Source organism: Pseudooceanicola endophyticus (assembly GCF_018760365.1).
GTDB lineage: Bacteria > Pseudomonadota > Alphaproteobacteria > Rhodobacterales > Rhodobacteraceae > Pseudooceanicola > Pseudooceanicola endophyticus.
This window is the reverse complement of sequence record NZ_JAHIAB010000003.1, coordinates 344,496-358,481: the sequence shown is the minus strand read 5'-3', so window position 1 is coordinate 358,481 and position 13,986 is coordinate 344,496. Positions and strand designations below refer to the sequence as shown.

13 protein-coding genes are annotated in these 13,986 nt (G+C 65.5%); 3 read left to right on the top strand and 10 right to left on the bottom strand.

What is annotated here, in order from left to right:
* Positions 1 to 68: 68 nt before the first annotated feature.
* The 5 genes from KM176_RS08000 to KM176_RS07980 all read right to left on the bottom strand — a co-directional run bounded on the left by KM176_RS08000 (position 69) and on the right by KM176_RS07980 (position 4,489).
* On the bottom strand, positions 69 to 1,109 hold the full coding sequence (locus tag KM176_RS08000) for a PstS family phosphate ABC transporter substrate-binding protein (RefSeq protein WP_160893168.1): 1,041 nt from the start codon (positions 1,107 to 1,109) through the stop codon (positions 69 to 71).
* Positions 1,110 to 1,330: 221 nt separating this feature from the next.
* A complete protein-coding gene (locus KM176_RS07995) occupies positions 1,331 to 2,368 on the bottom strand; it encodes a sensor histidine kinase (protein WP_160893166.1) in 1,038 nt (345 codons plus the stop codon).
* 6 nt (positions 2,369 to 2,374) lie between these two features.
* Positions 2,375 to 2,902 (bottom strand): gamma carbonic anhydrase family protein, encoded by a 528-nt coding sequence (locus KM176_RS07990; RefSeq protein ID WP_160893165.1) that lies wholly within the window; start codon positions 2,900 to 2,902, stop codon positions 2,375 to 2,377.
* On the bottom strand, positions 2,899 to 3,540 hold the full coding sequence (gene gmk, locus KM176_RS07985) for a guanylate kinase (RefSeq protein WP_160893163.1): 642 nt from the start codon (positions 3,538 to 3,540) through the stop codon (positions 2,899 to 2,901). The genes KM176_RS07990 and gmk overlap by 4 nt, the downstream gene beginning before the upstream one ends.
* Positions 3,541 to 3,610: 70 nt before the next feature.
* Complete coding sequence (locus KM176_RS07980; RefSeq protein WP_236045220.1) at positions 3,611 to 4,489, bottom strand: YicC/YloC family endoribonuclease; 879 nt, start codon at positions 4,487 to 4,489, stop codon at positions 3,611 to 3,613.
* Between the two features lie 219 nt (positions 4,490 to 4,708).
* Between KM176_RS07980 and KM176_RS07975 the strand changes: the two genes are divergently transcribed.
* Entirely contained in the window at positions 4,709 to 5,437 is a 729-nt protein-coding gene (locus tag KM176_RS07975; protein ID WP_236045219.1) for a PAS domain-containing protein, read from the top strand.
* 75 nt (positions 5,438 to 5,512) lie between these two features.
* Here the strand turns inward: KM176_RS07975 and KM176_RS07970 are convergent, their stop codons facing one another.
* Positions 5,513 to 6,880, bottom strand: coding sequence for a class II 3-deoxy-7-phosphoheptulonate synthase (locus KM176_RS07970; RefSeq protein WP_160893159.1), 1,368 nt, complete (start codon positions 6,878 to 6,880; stop codon positions 5,513 to 5,515).
* A 171-nt stretch (positions 6,881 to 7,051) separates the two neighbouring features.
* On the opposite strand from KM176_RS07970, the gene KM176_RS07965 reads away from it, so the two are divergent.
* Together KM176_RS07965 and KM176_RS07960 are read left to right on the top strand one after the other, a co-directional pair.
* Entirely contained in the window at positions 7,052 to 8,059 is a 1,008-nt protein-coding gene (locus KM176_RS07965) for a GlxA family transcriptional regulator (RefSeq protein ID WP_202397774.1), read from the top strand.
* 653 nt (positions 8,060 to 8,712) lie between these two features.
* Positions 8,713 to 9,354: an invasion associated locus B family protein gene (locus KM176_RS07960; protein ID WP_236045218.1), complete on the top strand. Its 642-nt coding sequence runs from the start codon at positions 8,713 to 8,715 to the stop codon at positions 9,352 to 9,354.
* Positions 9,355 to 9,460: 106 nt separating this feature from the next.
* Here the strand turns inward: KM176_RS07960 and KM176_RS07955 are convergent, their stop codons facing one another.
* Genes KM176_RS07955 through KM176_RS07940 form a run of 4 tightly spaced genes read right to left on the bottom strand, consistent with a single transcriptional unit; the run spans position 9,461 to position 13,775 of the window.
* A complete protein-coding gene (locus KM176_RS07955) occupies positions 9,461 to 10,669 on the bottom strand; it encodes a beta-ketoacyl-[acyl-carrier-protein] synthase family protein (protein WP_160893155.1) in 1,209 nt (402 codons plus the stop codon).
* Complete coding sequence (locus KM176_RS07950; RefSeq protein WP_160893153.1) at positions 10,666 to 10,929, bottom strand: acyl carrier protein; 264 nt, start codon at positions 10,927 to 10,929, stop codon at positions 10,666 to 10,668. The genes KM176_RS07955 and KM176_RS07950 overlap by 4 nt, the downstream gene beginning before the upstream one ends.
* Positions 10,930 to 10,977: 48 nt before the next feature.
* Positions 10,978 to 12,069, bottom strand: a complete 1,092-nt coding sequence (gene lpxD / locus KM176_RS07945) for a UDP-3-O-(3-hydroxymyristoyl)glucosamine N-acyltransferase (protein WP_160893151.1) — start codon at positions 12,067 to 12,069, stop codon at positions 10,978 to 10,980.
* Between the two features lie 35 nt (positions 12,070 to 12,104).
* Positions 12,105 to 13,775, bottom strand: coding sequence for a L,D-transpeptidase family protein (locus tag KM176_RS07940; protein WP_236045217.1), 1,671 nt, complete (start codon positions 13,773 to 13,775; stop codon positions 12,105 to 12,107).
* Positions 13,776 to 13,986: the final 211 nt, after the last annotated feature.

Sequence of the window (13,986 nt, the reverse complement as noted above, 5' to 3'; positions counted from 1 at the left end):
GAAGAAAACCGCTCCGGACGGGGCCCGAAGCGGTGAAGGCGACGCCCCGAAGGGCGCCGCCGGGCGGATTACATGGAGGACTTCATGGTCTCTTCGTTGGCGACCAGTTCCTGGGTCTTGGCCAGCTCGGGGTCCGAAACCAGGCCGTATTCGGCCAGCGGGCCGTCCGGGCCGTCCATGTCGTCAGAGACGAAGAACTCTGCATATTCCTTCAGGCCGGGGATCACGCCGATGTGGGCCTTCTTGATGTAGAAGTACAGCGGACGCGAGACCGGGTAGTCGCCCGAGGCGATGGTCTCGGTCTTCGGCTCGATGCCGGACATGGTCGCGACCTTCAGCTTGTCGGTGTTGTTCTCGTAGAAGGCCAGGCCGAAGACGCCGATGGCGTTCGGGTTGGACGAGATGCGCGCCAGGGTCTCGGTGTAGTCGCCGTCGATGTCGACCGACTTGCCGTCGGTGCGGATCGCCAGGCAGGCCTTGCCGGCAGCCTTGGCATCCATGCCCGACGCTTCGAAGGCGGCCTTGGCGCCCGAGGCTTCGCAGCCGGCTTCCATGACCTTCTCTTCGAAGACTTCACGGGTGCCGTGCTTGGTGCCGGGGATGAAGGCCAGGATGTCGGCATCCGGCAGGTCGGCGTTGAATTCGTTCCACTTGGCATAGCTGTTGTCGACCAGCTTGCCGTCGACCACGACCTTGGCGGCCAGGGCGTTGTAGATGTCGGCGGGTTCGAAGGCGGTGTAGGCCGGGCCGTCGATCTGGCTGGCGAAGACGATGCCGTCATAGCCGATGCGGACCTGGATGATATCGGTCACGCCGTTCTCGGCACAGGTCTTGATCTCGGAGTCCTTGATCGGACGCGAGGCGTTCGCGATGTCGATGGTGTTCTCGCCCACGCCTTCGCAGAACTGCTTCAGACCGGCAGAGGAGCCGCCCGACTGCACGACCGGCGCGGGGAAGTCGAAGTTCTCGCCGAAGGCCTCGGCAACGATCGAGGCATAGGGCAGAACGGTCGAGGACCCGGCGATCTGAACCTGGTCGCGCGCCGCGGCAGCGGTGGCGGAAACGGCGGCAACCGCGATGGCGGAGGCGGTCAGTTTCATGAAGGACATGGAGTGCTCCTGTTTCTCTAATCATGGCCGCCATCCCCGACGGCCTTGAGCCCCCTGCTAGGCCCGCACGATGAGCCTTTTGTGACGCTCATGTAACAGTATCATGACACGGCCCCCTCTTACCCCACGTCAGCGTCACAAACCAAAAGGAAAAAGGGCCGCTCTCCGGAGCGGCCCCTTCGACAAGTCCCTTGATTTGTTGATCCAGGGCGCCCCGGCCCCTAGGAGAGCGGCAAAATCACCCGGATCGAGGTCCCCTCGCCCACCACGGAGGAAATCCGCATCCTGCCCCGGTGTCGGTTCACGATATGCTTCACGATGGCCAGCCCCAGGCCGGTTCCCCCCATTTCGCGCGAGCGATGCGAATCGACCCGGTAGAATCGCTCGGTCAGGCGCGGCAGGTGGATTTCGGGAATGCCGGGGCCCTTGTCGGTCACGCTCAGCACGACGCCCCTGCCCTGAAGCTCGCGCATCTCGGCGGGTTCGGAGAGCGCCAGGCGCACCTCCTTGCCGGACCGGCCGTACTTGATGGCGTTCTCCGTCAGGTTGGTCAGCACCTGGCGCAGCTGGTCCTCATCGCCCTGCACGAAAACCTCCGGCAGGGCGCTGTCGACCAGGATCGCGACCCCGGCCCCCTCGGCCAGCGGCGCCAGCGCATGCTGGACCGAGGTCATCAGCGCGTGCAGCTCGACCCGCTGGGTCGGCCGGACCCGCGCGGCCCCCTCCACCTGGGAGAGCGAAAGCAGATCCTTCACCAGCCGCTCCATCCGTCCGGCCTCGCGCGCCATGATCTCGAGGAAGCGTTCGCGCGCGGCAGTGTCGTTGCGGGCCGGGCCGCGCAGCGTCTCGATGAAGCCGATCAGCGCGGTCAGCGGCGTGCGCAGCTCGTGGCTGACATTGGCCACGAAATCGCGGCGCATCCGCTCGGCCTTCTCAAGCTGGGTGGTGTCCTGCAACGTCACGATCACCCCCCGCCCCAGCGAGGTGTCCACATAGGCGCAGGTGACCTCGTGGTTGGTCTCCTGGCCGCGGCGGGTGGCCAGATAGCGGGTGTGGTGGCGCTGGTGATCGGCCAGGCAGGCCTCTACCGCGTCCAGCACGGCGGGCTGGCGGATCACGGTGATGAAGTGGCGCTCGGTGATCTGGCCGCCGAACATCGCCTGGGCCAGGTCATTGGCGGCGATCACGCGTTCGGAGGGCGCCACCATCAGCGCCGGCAGGGGAATGGCGTCAAGAAACGCGGTCAGGCTGTCGGGCATTTTCGGTCACAGGGCCTTCAGGCTGTCCCGGAAACGGCGCATGTTGGCCTGATAGTTCAGCGCCGAGGCCTCGAGCTTGGCAACCCAGTCCGCGCCCAGCTGCTTCACCACCTTGCCGGGGCTGCCCAGCACCATGGAGTTGTCGGGGATCACCTTGCCCTCGGTCACCAGCGCGCCGGCGCCGATCAGGCAGTTGTTGCCGATCACCGCGCCGTTCAGCACCGTGGCCCCCATGCCGATCAGGGAGTTGTTGCCGATGGTGCAGCCGTGCAGCATCGCCTTGTGGCCCACCGTCACGTTCTGTCCGATGGTAAGCGGATAGCCCATGTCGGTGTGCAGCACGCTGTTTTCCTGGATATTCGTGCCTGCCCCGACATGGATGACCTCATTGTCGCCCCGCAGCACCGCGCCGAACCAGACCGAAGTGGCGGTTTCCAGCACCACCTTGCCGATCACGGCGGCATCGGGGGCAATCCAGAAATCTTCGTCTTCGGGCAGGCTCGGCGCAAGGCCGTCAAGGCTGTAAAGGGTCATCTGCTCTCTTCATATTCGCGGTTGAGGGTCCGGACATGGTCCATGATATCGGGCTGTTGTGACAATCTCATGCGCTCTGCGGAAATAATCGTCCGCAGCCGCTCTTCGGTCTCTTCCAGATCGTCGTTCACCAGCACGTAGTCATATTCGGACCAGTGGCTGATCTCGTCACGGGATTTTTCCATCCGCCCGGCGATCACCTCGGCGGAATCCTGATCACGGCTGACCAGGCGGCGCTCCAGCTCCTTCATCGAAGGCGGCAGGATGAAGATCGACAGCGCGTGCTTGCCAAGGGCAGAGGCCCGGATCTGCTGGCCGCCCTGCCAGTCCACGTCGAACAGCAGGTCCTTGCCGGCATTGATCGCGGCCTCGACCGGCGCGCGCGGGCTGCCGTAGCTGTTGCCGAAGACGGTGGCATATTCCAGCATCTGGCCCTGCTGCACCATGCGGTCGAAATCCGCGTGGTCGTGGAAGAAGTAGTGCACCCCGTGGTCCTCTCCGGGACGCGGCGCGCGCGTCGTCGCCGAGACCGAGAAGCGGATATCCGGATCCCAGGCCAGCAGCCGTTTCGACAGCGTCGACTTGCCCGCACCCGAGGGAGAAGAGATGATGATCAGAAGCCCGCGCCGCTGGCCCATTGGCTGCCTCCGTGAAAAGCGAAATTTTGGCCGGTTATGCAGGTTTTCCGGGCCGGGGCAATAAGCGTGGCTATTCGACGTTCTGCACCTGCTCGCGCAGCTGGTCGATGATGGTCTTCAATTCCAGCCCCACGGCAGTCAGATCGGGGTCCTGGGCCTTGGAACACAGGGTGTTGGCCTCGCGGTTGAACTCCTGCATCAGGAAGTCGAGCCGCCGGCCCACCGGCTGGGCCTGGGCCAGAAGATCCCGCGCGGCGCCGACATGGGCGCGCAGCCGGTCCAGCTCCTCGGTCACATCGGCCTTGATGGCGATCAGCGCCAGCTCCTGCGTCAGGCGCTGCGGATCGGTTCCGGCGGCCTCCGACAGAACGCGGGTCAGGGCGGCCTCCATCGCGGCGCGCTGGCGCGGCAGGCGGGCCTCCGCGGCGGCATCGGCGCGCGTCACCAGCGCTTCGATCTGCGCCAACTGCTCGGTCATGACGGCGCGCAGGGCCGCGCCCTCGGCCGCGCGCATCGCCAGGAACTGCGCCAGCACCGGCTCCAGATCCGCCAGCAGCTCCGGCTTCAGCCCCGAGGCGTCCTCGTCCGCCGCCGCCATCTCAAGCACCCCGCGCTGGCCCAGCAGATCGGCCGCGCGCGAAGGCGCCAGCGGCACGCCGGACCGCGCCGCCGCCTGCTCGACCCGCACCAGCGCCGCCAGCACCGCCGCCAGCTGACCCTCGTTGACGCGCAGGCTGGTGATGCCCTCGTCCCGGCTCAGACGCAGCGACAGGGTGACATTGCCGCGCGCCATCGCCTCGGTCAGCCGGGCGCGCAGCGCTGCCTCCAGCCCCGGCACCCAGTCGGGCACCCGCAGCCTCAGGTCCAGCCCCTTGCCGTTGACCGAGCGCAGCTCCCAGGTCCAGCCATAGCCTTCCCCGCTGCCCTGCCCGGCCGCGAACGCGGTCATGGATTGCGTCATTTCCTGCCTTCCCGGCCTCATTTCCCCCGGCCCGTCGCGCTGGCGTTAACCATTGGACGGGAATTTGAGCGAAATTTGCCTAAACCCTGTGATATTAAAAGTCCGGTAACCTCTGTGAAGCTACCATTAACCTTGTGCGCCGCCGCGAAGCCGGTGCCAACGTGACCATAGCGCAGGGGCCAGCATGATCACAGCAGGAGAGATGAGATGCGACAGGATGGTCGCGACGGCAAGACCGTCATCGACATGTCCAGCTTCGTGAGCGCGGCGCGGTTCGGCGCGATCAGCGAGGTCGAGGCCTACTGGGAAGCGATCCGGGCCGGGCGCCTTGTGCCGCGCCGCTCGGATATCGACCCGCGCGGGATCGAACGCGCGCTGGAATATGCCTTCATCCTGGAGCGTGTCGCCCCCGGCATCGCGCGGATGCGCATCGCCGGGTCCCACCTGTCGGACCTGATGGGGATGGAGGTGCGCGGGATGCCGCTTTCGGCCTTCATGACCGCCACCTCGCGCAACCTTCTGGGAGAGATCCTGGAAGAGGTCTTCGACAGCCCCGCCAAGGCGGTGGTCGAACTCGAGTCCGAACGCGCGATCGGCAAGCCCCATATCGAGGCCCGCATGATCATGCTGCCGATGAAAAGCGACCTGGGCGATATCACCCGGATGCTGGGCTGCTTCGTCACCACCGGAGAGATCGGGCGCACGCCGCGCCGGTTCGAAATCACCGACAGCCATGTCACCCCGCTTCTGGGCGATTTCCTGAAGCCCGCAGAGCCGCGCCCGGAGCCCGAGGCCCGGCCTGCCCCGGCCCCGGAAGAGCCCCGCACGCCCTTCGTCGCCCCGGTGCCTTCGACGCTGCGCCCCGCCGATGACGGGATCCGGCTGCGCCCGGGCCCGCGCCCCTACCTGCAGGTGGTGGATACCGGCGCCGAGTGACGCCACCGCCGCCGCGACAGGAAAAGGGCCGCCCCACCGGGACGGCCCTTTCCTGTTGTGCGGATTGCGACGGGATCAGCCGGCTTCGGCCATCCGCTCTTCGCGCAGCGCCGTCAGCTCCTCGGCGACGAGGAAGGCCAGCTCCAGCGATTGCGAGGCGTTCAGGCGGGGATCGCAGGCCGTGTGGTAGCGATCCGAGAGGTCCTCCTCGGTCACCGGTTGCACGCCACCGGTGCATTCGGTCACGTCCAGGCCGGTCATCTCGAAATGCACGCCGGCGGGCACCGTGCCCTCGCTGCGGTGCACGCGGAAGAAGTCCTGCACCTCGCGCAGCACGTTGTCGAAAGGCCGGGTCTTGTAGCCGGTCGAAGACTTGATCGTGTTGCCGTGCATGGCGTCGCAGACCCAGACCACGTTGGCGCCCTCCTTGCGCACCGTGTCGATCAGGCGCGGCAGATGCTCGGCCACCTTGCCGGCACCGAAACGCGCGATCAGGGTCAAGCGCCCTTCCTCGTTGTTCGGATTGAGCTGAGCCATCAGGACCTTCAGATCCTCGGGCGTCATCGAGGGGCCGCATTTCAGGCCGATCGGGTTCAGCACGCCCTTGCAGAACTCCACATGGGCACCGTCCGGCTGCCGGGTCCGGTCGCCGATCCAGATCATGTGACCCGAACCCGCCAGCCACTTGCCCGAGGTCGAGTCGTTGCGGCACAGCGCCTCTTCGTATTCCAGCAGCAGCGCCTCGTGGCTGACGTAGAAGTCCACCGTCTTCAGCGTCTGGGTCGAGGCGGAATCGATGCCGGCGGCCTTCATGAAGTCCAGCGTATCCGAGATCCGGTTTGCCATGTCGCGGAACCGTTCGGCCTTGTCGCCGGCGGTGAAACCCAGGGTCCAGCGGTGCACCTGGTTCACGTCGGCATAGCCCCCGGTCGAGAAGGCGCGCAACAGGTTCAGCGTGGCAGCGGCCTGGGTATAGGCCTGCAGCATCTTGGCGGGATTGGGAATCCGCGCCTCCGGCGTGAAGGCCAGGTCATTGATGATGTCGCCGCGGTAGCTGGGCAGCTCGACGCCATTCACCACCTCGGTCGGGGCCGAGCGCGGCTTGGCGAACTGGCCGGCCATGCGCCCCACCTTCACCACCGGGACCTTGGCGCCGAAGGTCAGCACCATCGCCATCTGCAGCATCACCTTGAAGGTGTCGCGGATGCCGTCGGCGCTGAACTGTTCGAAGCTCTCGGCACAATCGCCGCCCTGCAGCAGGAATGCCTCGCCACGGCCCGCGGCAGCCAGGGCCTGTTTCAGGCGCCGGGCTTCGCCCGCAAAGACCAGTGGCGGATACTTCGAAAGCTGCGCCTCGGCGGCCGCAAGCGCTTCGTGATCCTGATAGTCAGGCATCTGCACCCGCGGCTTGTTGCGCCAATCGGATTTCTGCCATGCACCCATCTCTTCCTCCACTGGGACAATCGCTTATTGAGGCGTCAAGCCTATACCGAAAGTTGATCTTTGGAACCACAGTTCTTTTGCGACACTTGACGTCGCTGTCGTGCAATGCCCACATGCGGCGATGAATCGGACGGCCCGCCGTCGCATATCCCTCCTGCCACAGGCTCTGAAATGCCGGATAGCTCTCATTCGGTGCAGACGGTCTCCGTCGCCCCCGCGCGGACACGACGCTTTATCTTCGTGCTTCTCAACAATTTTTCCCTTCTCTCCTTCTCCAGCGCGCTGGAATGCCTGCGGATCGCCAACCGCATGTCGGGCCAGAAACTCTATTCCTGGGAGCTGCGCAGCGAGGAAGGTGGGCTGGTGCAATGCTCGGCCAAGGCGGCCTTCGCCACCGATGGAGAGCTTGAGGACCTGTCGCGCGACGACATCGTCCTGGTCTGCGGCGGCCTGGACGTGCAGGCCGAAACCACGCGGCGGCTGCTGAACTGGCTGCGCCGTGAGGCCCGCAAGGGAATCGCCATGGGCGGCCTGTGCACCGGGGCCTACGTGCTGGCCAAGGCCGGGCTGCTGGACGGAAAGCGCGCCACCATCCACTGGGAAAACCACGACAGTTTCGCCGAGGAATTCGAGGAAGTGGGCCTAACGAAGTCGGTCTTCGTGGCCGATGGCAACCGGCTGACCACCGCCGGGGGCACCTCCTCCATCGACCTGCTGCTGAAGCTGGTCGCCGATCACCACGGCGAGGACCTGGCCAATGCGGTGGCCGACCAGCTGATCTATTCCTCGATCCGCACCGACCAGGACACCCAGCGGCTGTCGATCCCGACCCGGATCGGTGTGCGCCACCCCAAGCTGAGCCAGGTCATCCAGATGATGGAGGCCAATATCGAGGAGCCGATCAGCCCGGCGATCCTGGCCCGCGATGTCGGCATGTCGACCCGCCAGCTGGAGCGCCTGTTCCGCCGCTACTTGAACCGCAGCCCCAAGCGCTATTACATGGAGCTGCGTCTGCAGAAGGCCCGCAACCTACTGATGCAGACCGACATGAGCGTGATCAACGTGGCGCTGTCCTGCGGCTTTGCCAGCCCGTCGCATTTCTCGAAATGCTACCGGGCGCAGTACCAGACCACCCCCTATCGCGAACGTGGCAGCCAGGGCACCCGAGAGGTGCTCTGAGCGTATGCCAGCGTTCCCGGGCCGCACGCCGCGCAGGCGGGCAGGCCCGGGCGCTGCCATTTTGCCGGGCAACGCACCCAACACTTGCTTAACCATTTCGTGCGAGCCTTCGGAGGTCCGGCGAAGGGTGCGCTTGGTGCCGGACAACTTCCTCCCTGTCAGACTGGCCGCGTCCCTCGGGGCGCGGCGCTTTTCCGGACCGGATGCCCGTTTCGGGCCTCTTTTCCCGTGTTTTCCACGCCCCGGCCCCTTGCCTTTTGCCGCCGCAGCCCCCTGTTTTGAAGGGTGTTGCCGCCCCGCATTTCGGGGGCTGCCCGAAAATACGGCACTGCCCAATCGCTGTTCAGCCCGCGGCCTCAGGCGGGCTTTTCCCTGTTGACGGAGTGTCACAAAAATCTTAGCGTCACGATCAAACACAAGTCGGCCAGTCCGACAGGGAGCAAGAATTGGGGAAAGGGGCCGGTTCCGGTCCCTTTTTCTGTCGCTGCCGCCTGCCCCGCCAGAGACCTTGCAAAGCGTGTCCGGCGCCGGCAAATCCTTGCCGATCAACGCGTTCACAGCCCCGAGACCACTTGCCTTAGGCTCCGGTTTTGGCCTGACAGGGCCCCGCCCGCGTGGTAATCCGGGCCAAGCGAACCAGAAACGGAATGTTCATGTCTATTGTCTTGAAAACCTCCGCAGCTCTTGCCGTGATCGCGCTGATGGCCGGGGCAGCCTCGGCGCAGGACGCGGCGTCCGGCGATGCGTCCAAGGCCCCGGCGGCCGAAGGCACCCAGGCCCCGGCCCAGAACGGCGAGCTGTCGATGGGAGAGGACCCCAACAAGGATCCCCAGGTCGGCCAGAACTACACCAAGGGCAAGGAAGGCGACTGGACCATCCAGTGCGTCAAGACCGACAAGGAAAAGGATCCCTGCCACATGGTGCAGGTCCTCAAGGGTGAGGAAGGCAATTCCGTCGCCGAGATCACCATCTTCCGCGTGCCCGCCGGCAACGGCCCCGCAATTGCCGGCGCCAATGTCATCGTGCCGCTGGAAACCCTGCTGCCCGCCGGCGTGCTGGTGAATGTCGATGGCTCGGCCGACAAGAAATATCCCTTCGCCACCTGCACCCAGGTCGGCTGCGTGGCCCGCGTGGGTCTGGCACAGGACGATCTGAACGCGCTGAAGAAGGGCAAGGTGGCCAATGTCACGATCCGTCCCTTCAGCCGTCCCGATGTCACCGTGCCGCTGAAGATGTCGCTGTCGGGCTTCACCGCCGCCTTCGACCAGACCACCGTGGAACCCGCCGGCAACTGAGCCCGCAACGTCGCGCAAAAGGAAACGCCGCGCCCCTTCCGGAGCGCGGCGTTTTCGTTTCAGCTGCTGCGATGGGACGGAGCGGCCCGGAACCCAGATCCGAAGATCAGATCCGGCGCAGTGCCAGCACCGCGTTCAGCCCACCGAAGGCAAAGGCGTTCGACAGGGCGTATTCCACCTTCGCCTCGCGCGCGGCATTGGGCACCACGTCGAGGGCGCATTCCGGGTCGGGCTCTTCGTAGCCGATGGTCGGCGCGATGATCCCGTCGCGCACCGCCATGATGCAGGCCAGCAGCTCAACCGCGCCGGTGGCACCGATCAGGTGGCCGTGCATCGACTTGGTGGAAGAGATCATCACCGTATCCGCATGGGGTCCGAAGACATCCGCCACTGCGGCGCTTTCGGTCTTGTCGTTGGCCGCCGTCCCGGTGCCATGGGCATTGATATAGCCCACCTGGTCGGGATTGATCCCGGCAAAGTGCATCGCCCCCGAAATCGCCCGCGCCGCCCCCTGCTTGGAGGGCATCACGATGTCCGAGGCATCCGAGGTCAGCGCATAGCCCACCACCTCGGCCAGGATCTCCGCACCACGGTCGCGCGCGTGCTCGTATTCCTCGAAGACGAAGATGCCGGCGCCCTCGCCCTGGACCATGCCGTTGCGGTTGGCGCTGAACGGGCGGCAGGCGGATTTCGACATCACACGCATACCTTCCCAGGCCTTCACGCCGCCAAAGCAGAGCATGGATTCCGATCCGCCCGTGACCATTGCCGGTGCCATGCCGGTATGCACCATCTGGAAGGCCTGGGCCATCGCATGGTTGGAACTGGCACAGGCCGAGGACACCGTGAAGGTCGGACCCTTCAGGTTGAACTCCATCGAGACATGGCTGGCGGCGGCGTTGTTCATCAGCTTGGGCACGACGAAGGGGTGAACACGGTTCTTCCCCTCCTCGTAGACCGAGCGGTAATTGTCGTCGATGGTGGTCATGCCGCCACCGGAATTCCCGAGGATCGCGCCGGTGCGGTTCGCCAGGTCTCCGGCGAAGGTCAGGCCGGACTGGGCAATCGCCTCGCGGGCGGCAACAAGGGCAAACTGGGTGAAGCGGTCATACAGCGCCATCTGCTGGCGGTTGAACAGCCCTTCGGAGGAGAAGTTCTTGACCTGTGCACCGATGGTCACCGACAGGCGGTCGGCATCGCGCACATCCAGCTGGTCGATGCCGCAGCGCCCCTCCCGGAAAGCTTCCAGGGTTTCAGAGACATTATGACCCAGGGCGTTGATCGTGCCCGCCCCGGTAATGACGACGCGCTTCACGAATTCTGTTCCGCGACCAATTTCTCGACCCCCGCGATGATCGAAGCCACATCGGTGATGTCGAAATCGCTCGCCTCGGGTTCGTTGGCATTGAAGGGCACGTTGATGTCAAAGGCTTCCTCGATCGCGAAAATGCTTTCCACCAGGCCCAGGCTGTCGATGCCCAGGTCTTCCAGCGTGCTTTCCATGGACACGTCGGTCGGCTCAAGCACCGCCTGTTCGGCGATGATCGCGATCACCTTATCCTTGACCTCAGACATGCATCGTCCCCTTCTGATACGCGCCCGCTTCCCCGGACTGCTGCCGATTTAGTCGTTCTTTTCCGACTTGAAAACCGCTTTCTGCAACTCCGCAACCTGCTTGAACAGACGGGGCAGACGCCGCGACAGCTTGTAGGTTTCGAGGTGCGTATCCATCTTCACCGCCGGATAACCCAGCATCACACGGCCCGCCGGCACCGAAGTCAGCACCGCAGAGCCGCCGCCGCAGACCACGCCATCGCCGATGGTGATGTTGTCCGAAAGCCCGACGCGACCGCCGAACACCACGTTGTTACCGATGGTGGTCGATCCCGCGATGCCGACGAAGGCCGCGAACAGGCAATCATGGCCGATCACGACGTTGTGGCCGACATGGCCCAGGTTGTCGATCTTGGTGCCGTTGCCGATCCGGGTGGGCCGGATGGTGCCGGCATCGACGCAGGTCTGCGCGCCCAGCTCCACGTCATCGCCGATGACCACGGCGCCCAGGGACTGGATGCGCACCCAGGACTGCGGCCGCAGTTCCACCTGGCCACCCAGGGTCGAGCGCGCCTGTTCGACGCTGCCGGCCTCGGGGGTCACGAAGCTGAAACCGTCGCTGCCGACAACGCAGTTCTGGTGGCCGATGAAGCGGGCACCGATGGTGACGCGTGGCCCGATCCGGGCGCCCACATGCAGGTAGGACCCCTCACCGATCACGCTGTCGGGGCCGACAAAGACCTGCGGCGCCAGAAGCGAACCGGCACCGATCTTCGCGCCGGCAGAAATGATGCTGAAGGGCCCGATCGAGACGCCCTCGCCGATCTCGGCGGTAGGGTCGATGATGGCGGTCGGGTGGATCCCGGTCGGATAGCCGTGCCCCTTGTCGTACATCCGGGTCAGGCCGGCCAGCGCCATGCGCGGGCGGGGCGCGACGATGGCTGCTTTCAGCCCCATCGCCTTCCAGTCGGCCCCTTCCCAGAGCATTGCCGCACGCGCCGCGCCCTTGGGCAGCGCCTCGGCGAATTCGGGCTTCATGGCCAGCGCCAGATCGTTTTCCCCGGCATCCGCCGGTTCCTTGAGGCTCTCGATCAGGATCGAGCCGTCCCCCAGGACCTCGGCGCCAAGTGCCTGAGCGATCTCGCTGATTGCATGTGCCATGTCGGCCCCCGTTCCATGTCAGTTCGGGGAAAGTCTTAACTCCGAACCTGGGTCAGGGCCACCCCCTGCGCAGAGAGCGCCTGCCAGATCCGCGCATCGCGGTTGTAGATGTCGTTGCGGTAATGGATGCGTCCATAGCCATCGGCAAAGGCGGTGCGGTAGACCAGATGCACCTGGATCGGCTGTTTGAGGTTCACCTGAACCTGCTTGCCGGTGTCCAGCTTCGACTGGAAGTACTGCTGGGGATCCGACACCTGGCGGGCCAGCAGCGCATAGGCGAAGTCGAAGGGCTGGGCCAGCCGGATGCAGCCATGGGAATAGGCCCGCATGTCCTTGGCGAAAAGGTATTTCGACGGAGTGTCATGCAGGTAGATGTTGTTCGGGTTCGGGAACATGAACTTCACCAGGCCAAGCGCATTGCGCTCGGACGGGGGTTCGCGCAGGTCGAACGGGAAATTCGAGGCCGTGTACTGGGTGAAATCCACCGCCTGGCGCGGCACCACCTGCCCGCGGGCGTCGATCAGCTCAAGCTGGCTGGCGGCGCTCGGATCCTGCTGCATCTGCGGCAGGTATTCGTTCACCACGATGGAACGCGGCACGTTCCAGCTCGGGTTGATGGACATGTATTCCATCACATCCGAGAATTCGGGGCTCTGGCGGTTTTCCTGACGTGCGCCGATCACCGCGCGGGTGCGGAACGTGGTGACGCCGTCATCGACGATCTTGGCGCTGAAATCGGCCAGGTTGACCCAGATGTGCCGCTCGCCCAGGGGGCGGTTGATCCAGCGCTCCCGCTCCATCGCGACGATCACCGCCTCAAGGTTCTCGGTCGCGGTGCGGTTGACCAGTGACAGGGTCGCGGGGCCGGCCACGCCGTCTTCGGTCAGGCCGGCATCCTTCTGGAAGGCCTTCACGGCCGAAATCAGCGAGGCATCGTAGCTGGTCGAAAGCGATCCGCTGTCGTAGCCGAGCACCGCCAGGCGGTTGCGCAGCGTGCCGACCTCGGCCCCCGCATTGCCGGGTTTAAGCACGCCGGCGCTGACGACGGGGCCGTAGCCGCCGGCCTCCACCACCTGCTGCAGCTGGTAGCGGGCCTTCATCAGATAGGCATATTGCGCGGTCTGTGGCGGCAGGCTGTGCACATAGCCGAGCGGGTCGTTGCCCTGCACCAGGTCGAGATACTGCGAGGAATCGCGCAGCGGCACCTTGCGCAGGATTTCCGGCACCACGTCGTGCGGGGTCAGGATGCCGGTCTGCAGATCGCGGGCGATGCGGATGAACGTCGCGCTCAGCTCCACGTCGAGGCGCCCGCGCGCCTGGCCCGAGGTCGCCGCGCGCATCTGCGACACCAGCCCCTCCACCGTGTAGAGGGAGGCCGGCAGACCGTTCTCCGGCATCATGCGCACGGCTTCCAGCAGCGCGCTGCGGCGGGCATCGTAGGCCGGCCCCTCGCCGGTCCAGACCGGGGCGAAATCGCGCGAGCGGTAGTAATCGGCAATACCGCTGTCGACATCGGCCAGCGCCATCGCGACGCCCTGACGGAAGGACATGCCCTGCATCTCGGAGGCCGCGGGTGGCGGCAAGGTCGATTCCTGTGCAAAGGCCGGCAGGCCGGGTGCGGCCAGCCCCAGGGCGGCGGCAATCAGCCCGGCGCGGGCCGGCCGCAGGGCGGCAGAAACGGACGACAACGAGGTCCAGAGATCCATAAGGGGCTCCTTCCAAACGGGATTCGGCGCATTCGGGACGGGGAGGTGCGCCGCGTTCGCCAGTTTCCCGGAAGGCGCGAACCGCGTCCACCGTGAAAAGCTAGCGCGGCAATATTCCTGTCAACCCGTTGCGACAGTGCTGCTGTCTGAACGGTCATGAGCGGATTTACGGTCCCATCCGCGTGCAAATTGCGCGAGATCCCGCCGAAAT